Annotated in this window: 18 protein-coding genes and 1 pseudogene; 12 read left to right on the plus strand and 7 right to left on the minus strand. The window is 44.5% G+C overall.

Annotated elements, in window-relative coordinates; genetic code table 11:
- Window positions 1–150 precede the first annotated feature (150 nt).
- The 12 genes from cysG to rpoS all read left to right on the plus strand — a co-directional run bounded on the left by cysG (window position 151) and on the right by rpoS (window position 10875).
- A complete protein-coding gene (cysG, locus tag ABR397_RS07905; RefSeq protein ID WP_350305247.1) occupies window positions 151–1563 on the plus strand; it encodes a siroheme synthase CysG in 1413 nt (470 codons plus the stop codon).
- A 10-nt stretch (window positions 1564–1573) separates the two neighbouring features.
- The gene (gene cysD / locus ABR397_RS07910) at window positions 1574–2482 is read left to right on the plus strand and encodes a sulfate adenylyltransferase subunit CysD (protein WP_350305248.1); all 909 of its coding nucleotides are present in this window, start codon (window positions 1574–1576) and stop codon (window positions 2480–2482) included.
- Between the two features lie 11 nt (window positions 2483–2493).
- On the plus strand, window positions 2494–3936 hold the full coding sequence (gene cysN, locus ABR397_RS07915; RefSeq protein WP_350305249.1) for a sulfate adenylyltransferase subunit CysN: 1443 nt from the start codon (window positions 2494–2496) through the stop codon (window positions 3934–3936).
- A gap of 1 nt (window position 3937) precedes the next feature.
- Window positions 3938–4573, plus strand: coding sequence for an adenylyl-sulfate kinase (gene cysC, locus ABR397_RS07920; protein WP_350305250.1), 636 nt, complete (start codon window positions 3938–3940; stop codon window positions 4571–4573).
- Between the two features lie 144 nt (window positions 4574–4717).
- On the plus strand, window positions 4718–5038 hold the full coding sequence (gene ftsB, locus ABR397_RS07925) for a cell division protein FtsB (protein WP_350305251.1): 321 nt from the start codon (window positions 4718–4720) through the stop codon (window positions 5036–5038).
- 5 nt (window positions 5039–5043) lie between these two features.
- Window positions 5044–5775, plus strand: coding sequence for a 2-C-methyl-D-erythritol 4-phosphate cytidylyltransferase (gene ispD / locus ABR397_RS07930; protein WP_350305252.1), 732 nt, complete (start codon window positions 5044–5046; stop codon window positions 5773–5775).
- Window positions 5776–5788: 13 nt separating this feature from the next.
- The gene (ispF, locus tag ABR397_RS07935) at window positions 5789–6262 is read left to right on the plus strand and encodes a 2-C-methyl-D-erythritol 2,4-cyclodiphosphate synthase (RefSeq protein ID WP_350305253.1); all 474 of its coding nucleotides are present in this window, start codon (window positions 5789–5791) and stop codon (window positions 6260–6262) included.
- 3 nt (window positions 6263–6265) lie between these two features.
- Window positions 6266–7315, plus strand: a complete 1050-nt coding sequence (truD, locus tag ABR397_RS07940; protein WP_350305254.1) for a tRNA pseudouridine(13) synthase TruD — start codon at window positions 6266–6268, stop codon at window positions 7313–7315.
- Window positions 7293–8057, plus strand: a complete 765-nt coding sequence (gene surE / locus ABR397_RS07945) for a 5'/3'-nucleotidase SurE (protein ID WP_350305255.1) — start codon at window positions 7293–7295, stop codon at window positions 8055–8057. Before truD ends, surE begins: the two co-directional genes overlap by 23 nt.
- A complete protein-coding gene (locus ABR397_RS07950; protein WP_350305256.1) occupies window positions 8051–8677 on the plus strand; it encodes a protein-L-isoaspartate(D-aspartate) O-methyltransferase in 627 nt (208 codons plus the stop codon). The genes surE and ABR397_RS07950 overlap by 7 nt, the downstream gene beginning before the upstream one ends.
- Window positions 8678–8847: 170 nt before the next feature.
- Window positions 8848–9825 (plus strand): murein hydrolase activator NlpD, encoded by a 978-nt coding sequence (gene nlpD, locus ABR397_RS07955; protein WP_350305257.1) that lies wholly within the window; start codon window positions 8848–8850, stop codon window positions 9823–9825.
- A gap of 51 nt (window positions 9826–9876) precedes the next feature.
- Window positions 9877–10875 carry an RNA polymerase sigma factor RpoS gene (gene rpoS / locus ABR397_RS07960; RefSeq protein WP_350305258.1) on the plus strand — a complete coding sequence of 333 codons (999 nt, stop codon included), beginning with the start codon at window positions 9877–9879 and terminating at the stop codon, window positions 10873–10875.
- Window positions 10876–11098: 223 nt separating this feature from the next.
- Here the strand turns inward: rpoS and miaE are convergent, their stop codons facing one another.
- From miaE to ABR397_RS07995, 7 genes and pseudogenes are all read right to left on the minus strand, one after another.
- Entirely contained in the window at window positions 11099–11860 is a 762-nt protein-coding gene (gene miaE, locus ABR397_RS07965) for a tRNA isopentenyl-2-thiomethyl-A-37 hydroxylase MiaE (RefSeq protein WP_350305259.1), read from the minus strand.
- A gap of 4 nt (window positions 11861–11864) precedes the next feature.
- The gene (gene mutS / locus ABR397_RS07970) at window positions 11865–14420 is read right to left on the minus strand and encodes a DNA mismatch repair protein MutS (RefSeq protein WP_350305260.1); all 2556 of its coding nucleotides are present in this window, start codon (window positions 14418–14420) and stop codon (window positions 11865–11867) included.
- Between the two features lie 289 nt (window positions 14421–14709).
- A complete protein-coding gene (locus tag ABR397_RS07975) occupies window positions 14710–15840 on the minus strand; it encodes a hypothetical protein (RefSeq protein WP_350305261.1) in 1131 nt (376 codons plus the stop codon).
- A 662-nt stretch (window positions 15841–16502) separates the two neighbouring features.
- Complete coding sequence (locus tag ABR397_RS07980; protein ID WP_350305262.1) at window positions 16503–17588, minus strand: hypothetical protein; 1086 nt, start codon at window positions 17586–17588, stop codon at window positions 16503–16505.
- 822 nt (window positions 17589–18410) lie between these two features.
- Window positions 18411–19115 carry a TonB-dependent receptor domain-containing protein gene (locus ABR397_RS07985; protein ID WP_350305263.1) on the minus strand — a complete coding sequence of 235 codons (705 nt, stop codon included), beginning with the start codon at window positions 19113–19115 and terminating at the stop codon, window positions 18411–18413.
- A complete protein-coding gene (locus ABR397_RS07990) occupies window positions 19088–19504 on the minus strand; it encodes a hypothetical protein (RefSeq protein ID WP_350305264.1) in 417 nt (138 codons plus the stop codon). Before ABR397_RS07990 ends, ABR397_RS07985 begins: the two co-directional genes overlap by 28 nt.
- A 135-nt stretch (window positions 19505–19639) precedes the next feature.
- Window positions 19640–19710 (minus strand): annotated as a pseudogene (locus ABR397_RS07995) (RNA-guided endonuclease InsQ/TnpB family protein); the annotation flags it as partial.

A 19710-nucleotide genomic window follows, 5' to 3' on the forward strand; every position in this document is an offset into this window, starting at 1 on the left:
ATAAAAATCTTATCATGACTAGGAAAAGCTATATTCCATTACAGAACAATTAATTCCTTTTTGTCATTTCATAACCTTACCACTGACTCATATATTCATTCGAAACAGTTTCATTACTTATAAATATTTCACTGGATACAAAGGGCAATTGTGGATTACTTACCGATATTTGTTGAGTTAAAAGGGCGGCTTATATTACTTGTCGGTGGTGGGGATGTGGCCGCACGTAAGGCGACGCTACTACTACGGGCTGGCGCATTATTGCAGATTGCAGCACCTGAATTATGCTCTGAATTACAACAGCGTTATCAAGTTGGTGAATTGAAATGGTATAAGGGAGAATTCCAGCCTGAATATCTTGATGGCATTTTTTTGGCGATTGCGGCGACTGATGATCACATTCTAAATCATCGGGTATTTACCGAGGCGGATAAGCGTGGTGTTTTGGTCAATGTCGTTGATGATCAATCTCATTGCTCATTTATTTTTCCATCAATTATCGATCGCTCTCCTGTTTTAGTGGCGATTTCATCAGCAGGAAAAGCGCCGGTATTGGCGCGTTTAATACGGGAAAAACTGGAAGCGTTACTGCCTTCCAGTCTTGGCGCAATGGCGAAAATTGCCGGGAATTGGCGTGAGCGGGTAAAACAGCGATTAACTTCCATGCGTCAGCGTCGTTCTTTTTGGGAACAGGCTTTTAATGGTCGTTTTGCTATGTTAGTTGCAAATGGTCAGATCCAACAGGCGGAAGAGCAGCTTGAGCAACAACTGGAACAGCCTGGTTCACCGGGAGAATTAGCTCTGGTCGGTGCAGGCCCAGGCGATCCGGGATTACTAACATTGAGAGGATTACAGGTTATTCAGCAGGCTGATGTGGTGCTTTATGATCATCTGGTCAGCAGCGAAGTGCTGGATCTGGTTCGCCGGGATGCAGATAAAATTTGCGTTGGTAAAAGAGCAGGCAATCACTCGGTTTCTCAGGAAGAAACTAACCAATTGATAGTGAAATTTGCCCGACAAGGGAAAAAAGTGGTTCGCCTTAAAGGCGGCGATCCCTTTATCTTTGGCCGTGGTGGTGAGGAGTTACAGGTTGCGGCATCAGCAGGTATTCCTTTTCAAGTCGTACCGGGAATTACCGCCGCTATTGGAGCGACTGCTTACGCGGGAATTCCTCTGACTCACCGGGAGCACTCGCAGAGTATCACTTTTATTACAGGTCATTGCCGGGAAAATGGTAATGACCTGGATTGGCAGGCTTTGGCCAAAAGCAATCAGACTCTGGCGATTTATATGGGGACGGTGAAATCCGCCTTGATAAGTCATCAATTAATTTTACATGGCCGGGCAGAAGATACACCCGTAGCTGTTATCGGTTGTGGTACTCGTCCAGAGCAGCAAGTGTTGACAGGCACTTTGCTGGAACTGGAACAGTTAGCACAGCAGGCGCCGTCACCGGCGTTACTGGTAGTAGGGGAGGTAGCTCAACTCCACCATCAGATAGCCTGGTTTGGGCAACAACCTATTGCCAAGATAAGCCGTCCGGCAGTAGTCGATTTTGCATAAAGGAGTGGTAATGGACGAGAAAAGATTGACCCACTTGCAGCAACTTGAAGCTGAAAGTATCCATATTATACGGGAAGTGGCCGCAGAGTTTGAAAACCCAGTGATGCTTTACTCTATTGGTAAAGATTCTTCGGTCATGCTTCATCTTGCACGCAAGGCGTTCTATCCGGGAACCTTACCATTTCCTTTGCTGCACGTGGATACGGGCTGGAAATTCCGCGAAATGTACGAGTTTCGTGATCGTACCGCCAATAATTACGGTTTTGAACTTCTGGTATATCGCAACCCACAAGGGGAAGCGATAGAAATAAATCCATTTGTGCATGGTAGCGCCAAACATACCGACATCATGAAAACGGAAGGGTTAAAACAGGCACTGGATAAATATGGTTTTGATGCGGCTTTCGGCGGCGCCCGGCGTGATGAAGAAAAATCACGAGCCAAAGAGCGTATTTATTCATTCCGTGATCGCTCACATCGATGGGATCCTAAAAACCAGCGTCCTGAATTGTGGCGCAATTATAACGGTCAGATTAACAAAGGTGAAAGCATTCGCGTATTCCCGCTATCCAACTGGACTGAACTGGATGTTTGGCAATACATCTACCTGGAACAAATTGATATCGTTCCGCTCTATTTTGCTAAACCACGTCCGATAATAGAGCGTGATGGCACGTTGATTATGGTTGATGACGACCGGATCGATTTGAAACCTGGCGAAGTTATCAGTCAACGCAAAGTTCGTTTCCGTACTCTTGGTTGCTGGCCGCTGACGGGGGCCGTGAGATCTGATGCTGAAACATTGCCGGAAATTATTGAAGAGATGCTGATATCCACGACAAGTGAACGGCAAGGGCGGCTGATTGACAGTGATCAATCTGCTTCTATGGAACTGAAAAAACGTCAGGGTTATTTCTAAGGAGAACAACCATGTCCGCACTTGCACAAAATGAAGTTATTGCTGATCAAATTAAACAACAGGGTGGTGTGGAAGCCTATCTGCGTGCTCAACAGGATAAGGGATTATTGCGTTTCCTGACTTGTGGCAGCGTCGATGATGGCAAAAGTACCCTGATTGGCCGTTTGTTACATGATACCCGTCAGATCTACGAAGATCAGCTTTCAACATTGCAGAATGACAGTAAACGAATCGGTACTCAGGGTGAAAAATTAGATTTGGCTTTGCTGGTGGATGGTCTCGCCGCAGAGCGCGAACAAGGCATCACCATTGATGTCGCTTATCGCTATTTTTCCACCGAAAAACGCAAATTTATTATTGCCGACACGCCGGGACATGAACAGTACACGCGTAATATGGCAACAGGCGCATCGACCTGTGATCTTTCGATTCTGTTAATTGATGCCCGTAAAGGTGTTCAGGAGCAGACCCGTCGTCACAGTTTTATCAGTACCTTGCTGGGGATCCGCCACTTAGTGGTTGCTGTGAATAAAATGGATCTGATGGGATACAGGCAGGAGGTTTTTGACCTGATCAAACAAGATTATTTGAACTTTGCCGCTCAGTTGCCGACAGATTTGAAAATTTATTTTGTTCCGATCTCTGCACTTGATGGCGATAACATTGTCGCCAGAAGTACCAATATGGTCTGGTATGAAGGACCTGCGTTGTTAGATATTCTTGAAACCGCAGATGTAAAAAAAGAAGCTTCGAAGCAGTTACTGCGCTTCCCGGTACAATATGTCAGCCGGCCTGATCTCGATTTTCGTGGTTACAGCGGCACACTTTCATCTGGGATTTTACGCAAAGGGCAGAAAATTAAAGCCATGCCATCCGGTGTAACCTCGCAAGTAGAGCGGATCGTGACTTTTGATGGTGATTTGGATTTCGCTGTCCCCGGTGAAGCAATTACCGTGGTGCTGAAAGATGAAATTGATATCAGTCGGGGCGATCTCCTGATTTCTGTTGATGATGAGATGACGGTTACCCGGCATGCGTTAGTGGATGTCGTGTGGATGTCTGAACAGCCTTTGGTGCAGGGACAAAATCTTGATATCAAAGTGGCAGGTAAAAAGAGCCGTGGGAAAGTTGAGAATATCCAGTATCAGGTGGATATTACGAATCTGACACAACGGGTGGCTGTTGATTTACCATTGAATGCCATCGGATCAGTGGAGTTTTCTTTTGAAGAGCCATTAATGCTCGATAGTTATCAGCAAAATAGCGACACTGGCGGCATTATCTTTATTGATCGGCTGACTAATGTCACGGTTGGCGCTGGTTTGGTACGTGAAATTCAGACAGATGTTTATGAAGGGCCAAAAGAATTCAACGAATTTGAACTGGAGTTGAACCGGTTGATTCGCCGCCATTTCCCCCATTGGGGGGCCAGAGATTTGCTGGGAGGTAAATAAATTGGCAGAAGGAATTGAAAATTTGGCGTCGGGAAATGTTGTCTGGCATAGATATCAACTGACCAGAGAGCAACGGGAAGCTGAAAATGGGCATCCCGCATTGGTTATTTGGTTCACTGGATTATCTGGTTCAGGTAAATCCACGGTGGCTGGGGCTTTAGAACAGGCCCTGTTTCAACGGGGAATAAAAACATATCTGCTTGATGGTGATAACTTGCGTCATGGCCTTTGCAGTGATTTGGGTTTCTCAGAACAGGACCGACAGGAGAATATCCGCCGTGTGGGTGAAGTTGCCAATCTGATGGTAGATGCGGGTTTAGTTGTACTGACCGCTTTTATTTCTCCTCATAAAGCAGAGAGGCAAAAAGTTCGTGAATTACTAGAACCAGGGCAATTTATTGAAGTTTTTGTCGATACACCATTGGAAATTTGCGAATCCCGTGATCCTAAAGGATTGTACAAAAAAGCCCGGGCGGGTGAAATCCGTCATTTCACGGGGATTGATTCAACCTATGAGATTCCCGATAACCCGGAAATTTATCTTGCAGGTCAACAACCTATTGAAGCATCAGTGGAACAGTTGCTGGCGGAATTGAAAAAGAACGGCATTATACGTTCAGGGATTAATGACCTATAACATCAACATAAGCACCTTATTGAATCTTCAGTGATGTGCTTATGTCATGACTTTATCCTCAACTATTTTCCCCCATCCTGTTTTGTGATAGTAGCGTCACTCTTTGAGTTATGGGATGATTGACAGATATTTCAGGGGGCGGAAATGGGTAAGCTGACGCTACTATTAGTGGTTTTACTCGGATGGTTACAGTATTCACTGTGGCTTGGTAAAAATGGTATTCATGATTATGTACGGGTTAAGAATGATGTTGCTATGGAAGAGAGCAAAAACAGCAAACTTAAAGTGCGTAACGATCAATTATCGGCGGAAATTGACGATCTTACCGGCGGGCAGGAAGCCATTGAAGAGCGATCCCGTAATGAATTGGGCATGATCAAACCAGGTGAAACTTTCTATCGTTTAATCACTGATAAATCTAAAGAAAATACTTCACGTCCTTCGACTCCAAATAATACTCAATAATTAAAATGAACGATCTATTATTGCATTCCTGTGCTGATATTATTGCTTTGGTACCCGCAGCGGGCATTGGCAGCCGAATGAATTCGGATTGCCCAAAGCAATATCTGTCTATTGTCGGAAAAACTGTTATTGAACACACTCTGGCTGCATTACTTGATCATCCCCGCATTCAACGCGTTGTGGTTGTTTTAAATCCGGCTGATACACAGTTTCAATCTCTTGAGGTTGCATCAGATCCACGTATTACGACAGTAATCGGAGGGAAGCAGCGAGCAGATTCTGTATTGGCTGGTTTAAATCATCTGGCTCATTTGGCCGGGAATGATAATCGCTGGGTTTTAGTACATGATGCGGCCCGCCCTTGTTTACACCATGACGATCTTGAACGTTTGCTACAATTGGCAGAAGCGGATGAACAGGGAAATATGGCATGTGGTGGTATTCTGGCATCTCCGGTCAGCGATACGATGAAACGTGGACGTGTTGGTCAGGTTATTGACCATACGGTAGAGCGCCAAGATCTCTGGCACGCACTAACACCGCAGTTTTTTCCACTGATGTTACTCAGGGACAGCTTATCAAAAGCACTGTCGCAACACGCTAATATCACTGACGAAGCTTCTGCACTGGAATATTGTGGCTATCAACCGGTATTGGTTAACGGGCGTTCGGACAATATAAAAGTCACACGCCCCGAAGATTTGGCATTGGCAGAATTTTATCTGTCCAGAAAATGAAGGAACAAACATCATGAGAATCGGACACGGTTTCGATGTGCATAAATTTGGTGGTGAAGGGCCGATTATTATCGGTGGTGTCCGTATCCCTTATGAACAAGGGCTATTGGCGCACTCCGATGGTGATGTTGCTCTCCATGCAGCGACTGACGCCTTGTTAGGGGCGGCGGCATTGGGCGATATCGGAAAATTGTTCCCGGATACTGATCCGGCATTTAAAGGTGTTGATAGCCGTAAGTTATTGCGTGAAGCTTATCGTCGTATCAGAGAAAGGGGTTATCGGATCGGTAATTTGGATATTACGATTATTGCTCAGGCACCAAAAATGCTGCCGCATGTCCCACAAATGAGAGTCAATCTGGCAGAAGATCTGCAATGCCACATTGATGATATCAATGTTAAAGCCACCACGACCGAAAAATTGGGATTTATTGGACGTAAAGAAGGTATTGCTTGCGAAGCGGTGGCTTTGCTAGTTAAGGAATAATTGATGGCATTAGCTGAATTAAATTGGCTGTATGGGCAACCGGAAGCGACGGGGACATTAAAAACTTCGCCGGAAGATTTTATCGTCCGCGAAGATTTAGGTTTTTCTCCTGACGGGGAAGGTGAACACTTAATGGTGCATATCCGTAAAACGGGTTGTAATACTCAATTTGTTGCAGAGAACCTCGCCCGTTTCGCTGGTATACCACCTAGATCGGTCAGTTATGCAGGTTTAAAAGACCGCAACGCAGTGACAGAACAATGGTTTTGCTTACACTTACCCGGTAAACAGGATCCTGATTTTGCATCGTTTCAGCTTGAAGGATGTGAGGTTCTGGCAACAGATCGTCAAAAACGTAAACTGCGCATTGGAGCACTGAAAGGAAATTCATTTACTCTGATTTTGCGGGAAATCAGTTATCACCAATTTGTTGAAAACCGATTACAACTGATTCAACAAGGTGGGGTTGCTAACTATTTTGGTGAGCAGCGTTTTGGGCGGGATGGGCAGAATCTGGTTCAGGCGCAACGCTGGGCGAATAATGAAATCCGGGTAAAAGAGAGAAATAAACGCAGCTTTTATCTTTCAGCCAGTCGCAGTGCTATGTTTAATGCGGTGGCGAGTGCGCGAATTGCTCTTGAACAACAGCAGCAGGTCATTAATGGCGACGCCTTACAATTAACGGGGCGTGGTAGTTGGTTTGTTGCTGACGAAACAGAGTTGCCTTTATTACAGCAGCGGGTCATCAACGGAGAGCTACAGATAACTGCACCGCTGCCTGGCAGTGGTGAATTGGGAACACAGCATCAATCTGCGGATTTTGAACGACAATATTTGCAGCCTTATGAATCATTGTGGGAACTTATCAAACGGGAAAGAGTGGATTGTACCCGCAGGGCTATTCTGGTTCAGCCTCAGGATCTGTGTTGGGAATGGCCGGATAATAGCACGGTAAAGATCAGTTTCTGGCTGCCAGCCGGTAGTTTTGCTACCAGTGTGATCAGGGAAATCATCAATCAGGATCAAAATAATGTTACGAATATTGCTGAGTAATGATGACGGTGTCACCGCACCAGGTATTCAGGTTTTGGCGACAACATTGCGGGAAAGCTATCATGTGCAGATTGTTGCGCCTGATCGTAACCGGAGCGGTGCATCTAATGCATTGACACTTGATCGTTCATTAAGAATTCATACGCTGGAGAATGGGGATATCTCGGTGCTGGATGGCACACCAACAGATTGTGTTTATCTCGGTGTTAATCGCTTAGTTCTTCCGCGCCCGGACGTTGTTGTTTCTGGTATTAACCGAGGCCCCAACCTCGGGGATGATGTGATTTACTCAGGTACTGTTGCTGCCGCGATGGAAGGTCGTCACTTGGGATTACCGGCATTGGCCATTTCACTCGATGGCGAATCGTATTACGAAACGGCGGCAGAAATCACACGCCGTTTGTTGCAAATGTTACAAACAGCACCTTTGAGAGCGGGTAATATTCTGAATGTGAATGTGCCTGATCTGCCACTTGATCAAATTAAAGGTTTTCGGGTGACGCGTTGTGGTAGTCGTCATGCCGCGGAAGAAGTCTACTCCATGCAAGATCCGAAAGGAAACATGCTTTACTGGTTGGGTCCACCGGGAGATAAACATGATGCGGGGCCTGAAACAGATTTTGCAGCTGTAGAACAGGGATATGTCTCTATTACACCATTGCAGGTCGATCTGACTGCGTATAAAGCGCAGGAGTTAGTCAGAGACTGGTTAGCTAAAGCTGAGGTTGATGGAGAATGCTAAGTCGAGCAATGAAAAATTTGCTGACACAATTACGCCAGCAGGGAATAGAAGATGAACGTTTACTGGCAGCCATTTCCGCTGTGCCTAGGGAACGTTTTGTCGATGAAGCATTGGCACATAAAGCATATGAAAATACGGCTTTGCCTATTGGTTATGGGCAAACAATTTCTCAGCCTTACATTGTCGCCCGTATGACTGAACTGCTTCAGTTAACACCTGATGCTAAAGTACTGGAAATTGGTACAGGCTCTGGTTATCAGACGGCGATATTAGCTCATTTGGTCAAACATGTTTTTTCGGTAGAACGGATAAAAGGTTTGCAGTGGCAGGCTAAACGCAGATTGAAACAGCTTGATTTACATAATGTCTCAACCCGCCATGGGAACGGTTGGCAAGGATGGCCATCACGTGGGTTATTTGATGCTATTATCGTGACCGCGGCTCCTCCATATATCCCACAAGAACTGATGCTCCAGATTGCTGATGGTGGTGTTATGGTTTTGCCTGTTGGTGAAAATACACAAATTCTTAAATCTGTGAAACGTCATGGTAATGGTTTTCATAGTGAAGTGATCGAAGCTGTACGTTTTGTGCCTCTTGTGCAAGGGGAACTGGCTTAAATTCGTAGTCTATTGCAACTATTTTTCAATTAATGGTTATATTCGCTTTAATAAGCGAAATTATTTTCGTTTTGAAATTTTTGTAGTTATGTATAACCTTTAAGAGTTATTGATCTTTACGCTTATTATTTGCCGTTATGGGGGAAAAAAGTATGAATTCGGGAAGCCCAATGAAGAAAATACAGCGGATTGTAATTTGTTCATTAATGGGAGTCTGGTTAGTCGGTTGTACAAATCCACCAACTCGCCCAGCGCCTATCACTAGTATTAATCAGGAGCAAAGCCGAGGCATCAGTCACCCGGTAATCTCTTCAGACAGCTCTGCTATATCTACGCCAATGCCATCTTCACCTTCATCGACTAGTGCTAGCGGCAGCAATTCACAAGGGAGAATCATTTATAACCGTGATTATGAAAGTATTCCTAAAGGTAGCTATAACGGCAACACTTATACCGTAAGACACGGTGATACTCTGTTTTATATTGCGTGGATCACGGGGAGTGATTTTCGTGATCTTGCGAGCAAAAATAATATTTCAGAACCTTATGGCCTGACGGTGGGACAGACTTTGAGGACCGGCAGCGGCGGGATGTTAACCACTTATAGCCATAATCAAACTCAAACAACGCTGGTTGATTCTCAATCAACTAATGCGTATCCTGCAAATTCCGGAAAACAGAAGAGTGTAAAAATGTTGCCACAGGCAACTACGTCAACCGTAAACAATACGTATGTAAAATCACCGACGACAACCGTAAGCAGTGGAAACAGTACTGTCAGCAGTTGGATGTGGCCTGCTGAAGGCAAAGTGATTGAAAATTTCTCTGATGCCCAAGGGGGTAACAAAGGAATTGATATTACCGGCAGTAGTGGTCAGTCAGTATTCGCAACAGCAGGCGGTCGAGTTGTCTACGCCGGAAGCGCCTTACGTGGATATGGAAATCTGATAATTATAAAACATAACGATGACTACCTGAGTGCCTATGCTCACAACGATACAATGCTGGTTCGTGAGCAACAGGACATCAAGGCGGGACAAAAAATCGCCACTATGGGTAGCACGGGTACCAGCTCTGTAAGATTACACTTTGAAATTCGTTACAAGGGAAAATCCGTAAACCCGCTGCGTTATCTTCCGCAGCGATAAACTGGGCAGAGTGCTGAATTCTGCCTGCATTATCATAGGTAGGGGCAGCTTATGAGCCAAAATACGCTGAAAGTTAACGAGTTGTATGATGATGCGGATTTAGATGAAAGTGGTATTGAAGCTGACGACTTCGATGAGAAATTATTGAAGAATGGTGAGGATGACCTGACTGATCTTGAGAATGATTTAGATGTATTGCAGAGTATGAACCAGCGGGTTCTTGATGCGACACAGCTTTATCTCGGCGAGATTGGTTTCTCTCCTTTGTTAACCGCGGAAGAAGAGGTTTTTTTCGCCAGGCGGGCATTACGTGGTGATGTTCTGGCCCGCCAGAGAATGATCGAGAGCAACCTGCGGTTGGTTGTTAAAATTTCCCGTCGTTATAGTAACAGGGGGTTAGCGCTTCTTGATTTGATTGAAGAAGGCAATCTTGGTCTTATCCGTGCTGTTGAAAAATTTGACCCGGAGCGTGGGTTCAGGTTTTCTACCTATGCAACATGGTGGATTCGGCAAACTATTGAACGGGCGATTATGAATCAAACCCGTACCATTCGGTTGCCAATCCATATTGTTAAAGAACTTAATGTCTACTTGCGTACAGCAAGAGAACTTGCCCATAAATTGGATCATGAACCTAGCCCAGAAGAGATAGCAGAGCAACTGGATAAACCGGTTGATGATGTAAGCCGTATGCTGCGATTGAATGAACGTATCATTTCGGTTGATACACCCATTAGCAGTGACTCTGATAAAGCGCTATTGGATGTTTTATCGGATGAGAATGAAAGCGGGCCGGAGGGAACAACGCAGGAAGACGATATGAAAAAGAGTATCGTCAAATGGTTGTTTGAGTTGAATTCGAAACAACGTGAAGTATTAGCGCGTCGTTTTGGTCTTTTGGGGTATGAGGCTGAAACGCTGGAAGATGTAGGAAAAGAGATCGGTTTAACAAGGGAAAGAGTGCGTCAGATCCAAGTCGAAGGTTTGCGGCGTTTGAAAGATATTATGCAAACTCAAGGTTTGAATATTGAAGCGTTGTTCCGTACTTAATTGTTGAGTAGTTTAACTACTTGGGTTCTGAAGAACTGTTATCCGTGTTTTTACGTTATTGGCGCTCGGTATTATTAAGTTCTTCAGTACCCGGTAAAATTATCCTAGCCCTGTCTGGGATGATGGTGAATCTTAATCAAGGACTTTTAATGACTCCTTTTTCGGGAGTAAGTTCATCACTCCTAGGTGAGTATAAACTCGCCTTTTTTAATCAATGTCATATTCAAATCACGGGGATACCACTGTGGAATTTAAAATCGCTATCTGGATTTTGAATCAACTCAGCTTCAACACGACCAAAATAGTTAACCCGCCCGGTAATATCTTCATTAGCAATAGATTGAGCTAGAGCAAGATAATCTTGATAATGGCGAGCTTCAGAGCGAAGTAGCGAGATATAAAATTTACTCAATTCTTCATCAAGATGAGGCGCCAGTTTGGCAAAACGCTCACAAGAGCGTGCCTCAATATAGGCGCCGATAATCAGTTTATCCACCAGTGTATAAGGCTCGTGGTTGATAATATGGCTAAACATTCCTTTGGCATAACGGCTGGCGCTGATACTTTCATAGCGAATATTGCGTGCATCCATGATCTCCAGCACCTGATAGAAGTGATGTAACTCTTCTTTGATCAGCAATACCATTTTATCAATCAGATCCTGACTGTATGGTGAATCAGCTTTGGCGGTGATCTGCTTGGTAGCCTGGTTTTGACCTTTTAATGAATGGAGAGCGCCAATTTTTTTATAGGCAAAATCTTCATAAGGTTTAAACCATGCCAGCAATATATCCGCACTTTGCTGATCTACAGCATACTTGCGGATTAAATACATCGCGCTCTGTGCTGCTTTCAATTCACATAACAGGTGATCGCGCAGAAGCACAGGTAAATTTTCCGGTTGTTTGGCTTTATCTACCCATAAATCAGGGGTTTCACATTGCAAAAAACGGGATATCGGTTGTAAAAGGTTTTTATCGAACACTTTCTTACACCATATCTTTCAGCCGATAAATCCATTCCAATGCCTGACGGGGAGTCAAAGAGTCTGGATTGAGATTTTCCAATGCTTCAACCGCCGGTGAGGTTTCTTCTGTTAACAGCGCAAGTTGTGGTGTATCTACATGACTCGCAGTTGCATTGTTAGACAGCGATTCCAGCTCTTTAAGTTTCTGGCGCGCGCGTTTAATCACTTCGCGTGGCACGCCTGCGAGGGAAGCAACGGCCAGCCCATAACTCTTACTGGCGGCGCCATCTTGTACGCTGTGCATAAATGCGATGGTATCCCCATGTTCTACCGCATCCAGATGAATATTAACTACACCTTCGAGTTTTTCCGGCAACGTGGTCAGCTCAAAATAGTGAGTGGCAAACAGAGTCATTGCTTTAATACGGTTTGCCAGATTTTCTGCACATGCCCATGCAAGAGAAAGGCCATCGTAGGTTGATGTCCCTCTACCAATTTCATCCATCAATACCAAGCTTTGTTCGGTCGCATTGTGCAAGATATTGGCAGTTTCTGTCATTTCCACCATAAAGGTTGAACGGCCGGATGCCAGATCATCGGAAGCGCCCACACGGGTAAATATGCGATCAATAGGACCGATTACCGCTTTTTCAGCAGGCACAAAGCTGCCGATATAAGCCAGAAGTGTAATGAGGGCGGCCTGACGCATATAGGTACTTTTACCACCCATATTTGGACCAGTAATAATCAGTAAACGTCGCTGTGAGGATAAAGAGAGCGGGTTGGAGATAAATGGCTCACGCAGAACTTGCTCAACAACCGGATGGCGTCCAGCGGTGATTTGAATACCTAGTTTATCGTTTAGCGTTGGGCAGACATAATTCAGGGTTTCAGCTCGTTCTGCCAAGTTTGCCAATACATCAAGTTCAGCCAGTGCTTCGGCGCTGGTTTGTAATTCAGCCAGGTGAGGCAGTAACAGATCGAATAATTCCTCGTACAGGGCTTTTTCTATTGCCAGAGACTTCCCTTTAGAAGTCAGAACCTTATCTTCATATTCTTTTAGTTCAGGAATGATATAACGTTCAGCATTTTTCAATGTCTGGCGGCGGACATAATGAATGGGCACCAAATGGCTCTGCCCACGACTGACTTGAATATAGTAGCCATGAACACCATTAAAGCCGACTTTCAGAGTATCAATGCCCAGTTTTTCACGTTCGCGGATTTCCAATTGTTCCAGATAGTTACTGGCGCCATCAGCCAATGCACGCCACTCATCCAGCTCGCTGTTATAGCCGGGCGCGATCACGCCGCCATCCCGAACCAATACCGGTGGTGTTTCTACAATCGCTTTTTCAAGCAATTCCTGTAGCTCATCAAATTGACCAATGTTTTTCTGTAATTGTTTGATATACGGGGAATCCGAAGAATCCATAATCTGATGGATATCAGGCAATTGCTGGAATGCATGGCGCATTCTTGCCAAGTCCCGTGGCCGAGCAGAGCGTAGAGCCAAGCGGGCCAATACACGTTCCAGATCACCGACTTGCAGTAAAAACGGCTGCAATTCCAATCCAATTTCCTGCAAGATAACAATGGCCTGCTGACGGTTCTCCAATATCTGGCGATCCCTGACAGGGGCATGCAACCAGCGCTTCAACATTCGGCTACCCATTGGGGTAACACACAGATCAAGAACGGAGGCGAGGGTATTATCTGTACCGCCAGACAGATTTTGTGTCAGCTCCAGATTACGGCGGGTTGCCGCATCCATAATAACTGTATCTTGCTGACGCTCCACCGTGATGCCACGGATGTGAGGCAAAGCTGTGCGCTGAGTATCTTTAACGTATTGCAACAGGCAGCCCGCGGCACGCAGAGCGAGAGTCGCTTTTTCCACACCAAAACCGACCAGATCACGGGTACCAAATTGCAGATTAAGCTGCTGCTTTGCTGTATCCAATTCAAATTCCCATAAAGGGCGGCGACGCAGGCCATGATAATTTTCAATCAAAGCCATATGCTCAAAACTTTCAGGATAGAGCAATTCAACAGGACGGCTACGTTGCAATTCGGCTGACATCGTTTCCTGTTCTGCCGTTTCAGATATTTGGAAGCGACCGGATGTTAAATCCAGCGTGGCATAGCCAAATCCCTGATTATCGTGCCAGATGGCTGCAAGCAGGTTATCTTGCCGTTCCTGCAATAAAGCCTCATCTGTCACAGTACCGGGGGTAACGATGCGAACGACTTTACGCTCAACCGGGCCTTTGCTGGTGGCAGGATCGCCAACTTGCTCACAGATAGCGACTGACTCGCCTAATTGAACTAGTTTAGCTAAATAGTTTTCTACTGCATGATGTGGCACGCCTGCCATTGGAATAGGGTTACCAGCCGATTGACCTCGCTTGGTCAGAGAAATATCCAGCAATTTTGCGGCTTTTTTAGCATCGTCATAAAAGAGTTCATAAAAATCCCCCATTCTATAAAACAGCAGAATATCGGGATGCTGTGCTTTAAGACGGAGATATTGCTGCATCATGGGCGTGTGGGTGTCGAAAGTTTCTGTGTTAATCATGCAGTTGTCTTACGTTAAATTTGTGAATTAATTCTTTTGTTATGGTATCGCACCAAGCTTTAAACTTACACAAGTAAAATCTGGAAGTAATTCGCAAATTGGACTGGATAAATTGTAAGGATCTGAATAGATCGGAAATTAATGGCCGATATTTTGCGACGGCGCGACAAAATTAAAAGTAAAATCCTCATTATGTGCCACTGGCCCGATGCAATTCAGTGGATGTTTTCCTTAAATGCATCGGGCCAGAAGATTACGCGCGTCCTGTGCGAAGCTGTCTCCTTCCAGATTATTTGATCACTGAAGCGTCGATTAATGTGATACCACCGATGAGAGCCCAGGTGGTCCACGATGATGTAGTTGATGAAGTGGTTTGCCAGAGATGCCAGAGTGCACTGTCAAGGCCAAGTACAAAGACCTCAATCCGACCATCCGAATTCTTCGCTACCGTTGGGGCACTGGCGATAATGCCTGTAAATGAGCTCCAGTTAGACCACGGGCCGTTATGGGAAATTTGCCAGGTGCGCCAGAGCGTGTTATCAGCGCCACGTGCAAAGACCTCAAGTCGACCAGCGATATTCTTCACCACCGCCGGGGCGCTAGTGATCACACCATCCAAACATTGCCAGTTTGACCACGAAACGGAATCAGAACTGATCTGTGAGATGTGCCAAAGTGTGCTATCAGCACCGCACGCAAAGACTTGGAGCCGACCATCGCAGGTGTCGATAACCACTGGGTCGCTAGTAATTATGCCTTTTAGTGACTGCCAACTTGACCACTGATCCGTGTGGGGAGTCGTTTGCCAGATGTGCCAGAGAACGTTATTGGGGCCACGTGCAAAGACCTCAAGCCGGCCATCGGCATTGATATGTGCGACTGGGTTACCGGTGAGTGTGCCACCTAGAGATTTCCAGCTTGACCACGAATTGGTATGAGCTGTGGTTTGCCAGGTATGCCATAGCGCGTTATCAGTGCCGCGTGCAAAGACCTCAAGCCGGCCGTCAGAGTTGATACATACCTCTGGATTGCTGGTGATCCCACCATACAGTGGTTGCCAGCTTGACCAAGTATTGGTATCAGCGGCGGTCTGCCAGTTGTGCCAGAGTGCATTATCCGTACCACGTACGAATACTTCCAATCGACCATCCGAATTACGATGAACAGCGGGTTTGCTAGTCACTGTTCCGTTAAATTTGCTCCAGCCGGCCCAAGGGGAGTTTGGGAGCGGTATTGTTTGCCAATTGTGCCACACTGCGCTGTCAGTGCTTACACCGAAAACCTCAAGTCGATTATCGGCATTGTTTGCTACTGAGACAATTCCAGATAACGCGATTGCAGAATTCTCAATTTCTATCTCACCTGCAACATATGTTTCGGTATTATCTGAATTTGGCGTTTTAATGGGTTCTTTTTTCATATGTATATTCTCTTTAAAAATAATTCTTCAGATTAAAAAAATAATTATATAATTAGAGGAATATTCAGCTTTATATATTGATATTTTCACCAGTCTCCTATGTTATATTATTCATAAAATGAACGGCGGGTGTTTTTTGTTAATCCCTGACCTGTAAAGCATTAATTAAATATGATTTTTTAATTGTGTTATGAAATATTTTATATGTTGTTTTTATACAGAAATCATTTAAGTAAAATCAATTTTAAATAAACTGTTTTTCCATTTTAAATCCTCCATTGGTTTCTGTTTTTAAATATATTCCACTCATTGTTTTTTATTTTTTAAAATATTTTATTGAACCATTATTAAAGCACATAATTCATAATCTGGCTATTGAGAAACACAGATCCTGATTTAATCATGTACCTAAAAGAGGTTATTCTGTTTGAAGTTGTTTTCTAGATATATTTGACTAAGAGTCTGCTTCAAACAGACAAAAATATGTCTTTGTCTCAACGATAATATACAAGTTCGAATTCGAGCCAAGTTTGTGTATCGAATATTAAATTTTCACCTAAAAATTAAGTGCCACTGGCCCGATGCAGCGCAGTGAATATTTTCCTTAGCGTATCGGGCCAGAAGGTGACGTTCGTTTTGTGCAAGGCTGGATTTATTCCAGATTATTTGATCGCTGAAGCGTCGATCAACGTGCCGCCGAGGGATGCCCAAGCAGACCACGATGGTGTGTCTTGCTTGATATGCCAGAGTGCGTTATCACCGCCGCGGGCAAAGACTTCAAGCCGGCCGTCAGCGTTTTTCGCCACCTCTGGCGCGCTGGTAATTACGCCATTCAATGAGGCCCAATTAGACCACGGGCCAGTGTGCGCTATTGTTTGCCAGATATGCCAGAGAGCGTTATCGCCGCCGCGAGCAAAGACCTCAAGCCGGCCGTCGGAATTGGCATATACTGCGGGGTTGCTGGTGATCCGGCCCCCCAGTGACTGCCAGGCCGACCACGGTCCAGCATGGGGAACTGTTTGCCAGATGTGCCAGAGAGCGTTATCGCCGCCGCGCACAAAAACCTCAAGCCGACCATCGGAGTTGCCGACCACTACGGGATCGCTAGTAATCCCGCCACCCAGAGAGTGCCAGCTCGACCACGGTCCAGCATGGGGAACGGTTTGTGAGATGTGCCAGAGTGCATTGTCGGTACCGCGAGCAAAGACCTCAAGCCGGCCATCGGAGTTGATATATACCGCAGGGTTGCTGGTGATCGTCCCCCCCAGAGAGTGCCAGCTCGACCACGGACCGGAATGGGGGACGGTTTGTGAGATGTGCCAGAGAGCGTTATCGTTGCCACGTACAAAGACCTCAAGCCGGCCGTCAGCGTTAACATATACCGCCGGGTTGCTGGTGATCCCGCCACCCAGTGACTGCCAACCTGACCAACCAGCATTGGGGGCGGTTTGCGAGTTATGCCATAGCGCATTATCTGCACCACGTACGAATACTTCCAATCGACCGTCCACATTGAGGTAAACAGCAGGCTTACTGGTGATTCCTCCACCAAGCGAGCTCCAACCGGACCAAGAAGAGCCAGTGTTTGGTACTGTTTGCCAGTTACGCCACACTGCGTTGTCAGCACCTATCCCGAAAACCTCGAGGCGCCCATAGGCGTTGCCTGTCACTGAGACAATTCCGGATAATGCAGTTATATAATTTTGGGCATTATCTAAATTCAATGTATCAACAGAGTCTATTTTCATATGTATGCCTTATTAAAAGAATAATTTTTCAGGTTCATTTGATAGTAATTTAATGAACGAGATATTTAATTTTGCAGATTGACATTTTCATTTACTCTTCTTATTTTTCATTAAGAAGATAAATAATTAATACTTTATTTTAAGCTGACTCCTGATTTATTAAGCATCAAACAAACATGATTCTATTTTATAAAACCCTATGTGTTAATATGTATTTTTGCATATGTTCATCTAAGAATGATTAATTACACATAAACTATTTCTCATTTAAAAATCACCTTGTATTTTTATTAACAATATATTTATATCATGGTTATTCTATTTTCATTCGAAATAATAGCTATCAGGTGCAGGAAATAGTTAATGAAGAGGAAAGAAAGGTTTTCCTATATTGAAAAAAATTTTAATACATGTTGAAATCAATCTGAAATTATTAATGTCGAAATTAAATTATTTAGTGAGTTTATTTGAAATTATATTTATTAATTTTTTAATAATAAAAACTCAAATAAACCAATTAATTGCACACTCTATAAACTTATATAGGTATAATCTGGCATTAATTTGTAAGTTCGGTTTTGTTTTTCAAATTTATAACTATTTAGCCTTTTAAAAACCGAGTAAAAACTTTATTCTATTAAAATATTTAAAAATAAATTAACCACCTTGTGTGTATTTACCATATTTTCGAGAATAAACCTTATCTTTTATGTATTTAAAGATAAAGTCAAAAAGTGTTCCCTGTATTCACGGGGATAAATGGCGTGCTGTCAGAAAAAGGCATATCAGCTCAGTGATATGCCTTTATTTTAACTGATTGATTTAAAAATAAGTTGTGATCCCGGCACGGAATGTTCTTCCCGGCGATGGAATATAACCCAAGCTGAGAGGCTGGATATAATATTTGTCAAAGACGTTATCTATACCAAACTCAAATTCGACATGTTTATTCACATGAGCGATCAGAGAGATATCCGCCACTGTTGCGGGTCGCCAAATAATGGGGGCCAGCAGGAGGGCGGAACCTTGTCCCGGTTTTGTTGCGGGTACAGATCTTTGACCATAATATGAGACTCTCGCGTTGATAGACATTTTGTCTTCTAGAAATTTTCGTGTCAGATCGAGTGATACAGCATATTTAGGAGGAATATGGTTAGTAGCATAATCCGAAGGGAGGCTGCGAGCGACACAACCTTCATTTTCAGTACAGAATCTGACTTTCGTATAACAATTCATAGATAAACGGGCATCAAAATGATCACTGTGGTAAACACTCGCCAACTCTAACCCTGCGAATTCTGCTGCTTTAATATTGCTGATGTACATACTCCAATAATCATCCATCCATGATCGGTTGATATAGTCTTTCACCCGATTATCGAAGTAGGACATTTTGATATCTACACTGTCATTGTCAGTAATTACATCTGGGAAACGAGATGTCAGCCCTAATTCTATATTTTTTGAAATTTCAGGTTTTATATGGTCGTCAACACTCATCATGTAGCCACGAATACCTTCAACCATTGATGGAAAGCGTGGCGCATAGGTATATTTGGCATGTAGAGCAGTTTCCGACGAAGAGAAGGTACCGGGCTATAATCTTCTACCTGATAGGATTTGTAATCCCATCCCCCCATTAAGGTAAGACGTCCGGCAAGCATATAGCTGCCGTTTAAGAAAAGATGACCTTCCTTACGCTCTCCTTCCCGATTAACGGCATACTCCCATTTTCCTTTGCTTGGGCCAGTGCGTTCACGGATAAAACTGGCGCCATAGTTCAGTTCAATATCTTGCATTGAAAGCTCAAATAATGAGGTGTTACTCAGATTCATTCCTACTGTACGCATGAATTTTTTATCACCGAGGGTATTATTTGAAGTTCGGGGGCGATCGTTAACTCGTGTTTGCCACACGCCTATGTCCAAATTAATCCAGGGATTTGATGACGGCTCCCATTTATAATTAAGGCTGTGTCTATTCATGTTGAGCCGTGTCAATGGGCCCTGATGTGACTGCTCCCCGCCCTGTCGGGCGAGGCTTCCCACTTCCTAGGCCGCAACCGTCTGTGTGACGGATTTACACTGGCCTCCATGGGCAGAAACGACGAGTCCCGCCGCTT

This window comes from Photorhabdus viridis (genome assembly GCF_040256935.1).
Classification (GTDB): Bacteria; Pseudomonadota; Gammaproteobacteria; order Enterobacterales; family Enterobacteriaceae; genus Photorhabdus; species Photorhabdus viridis.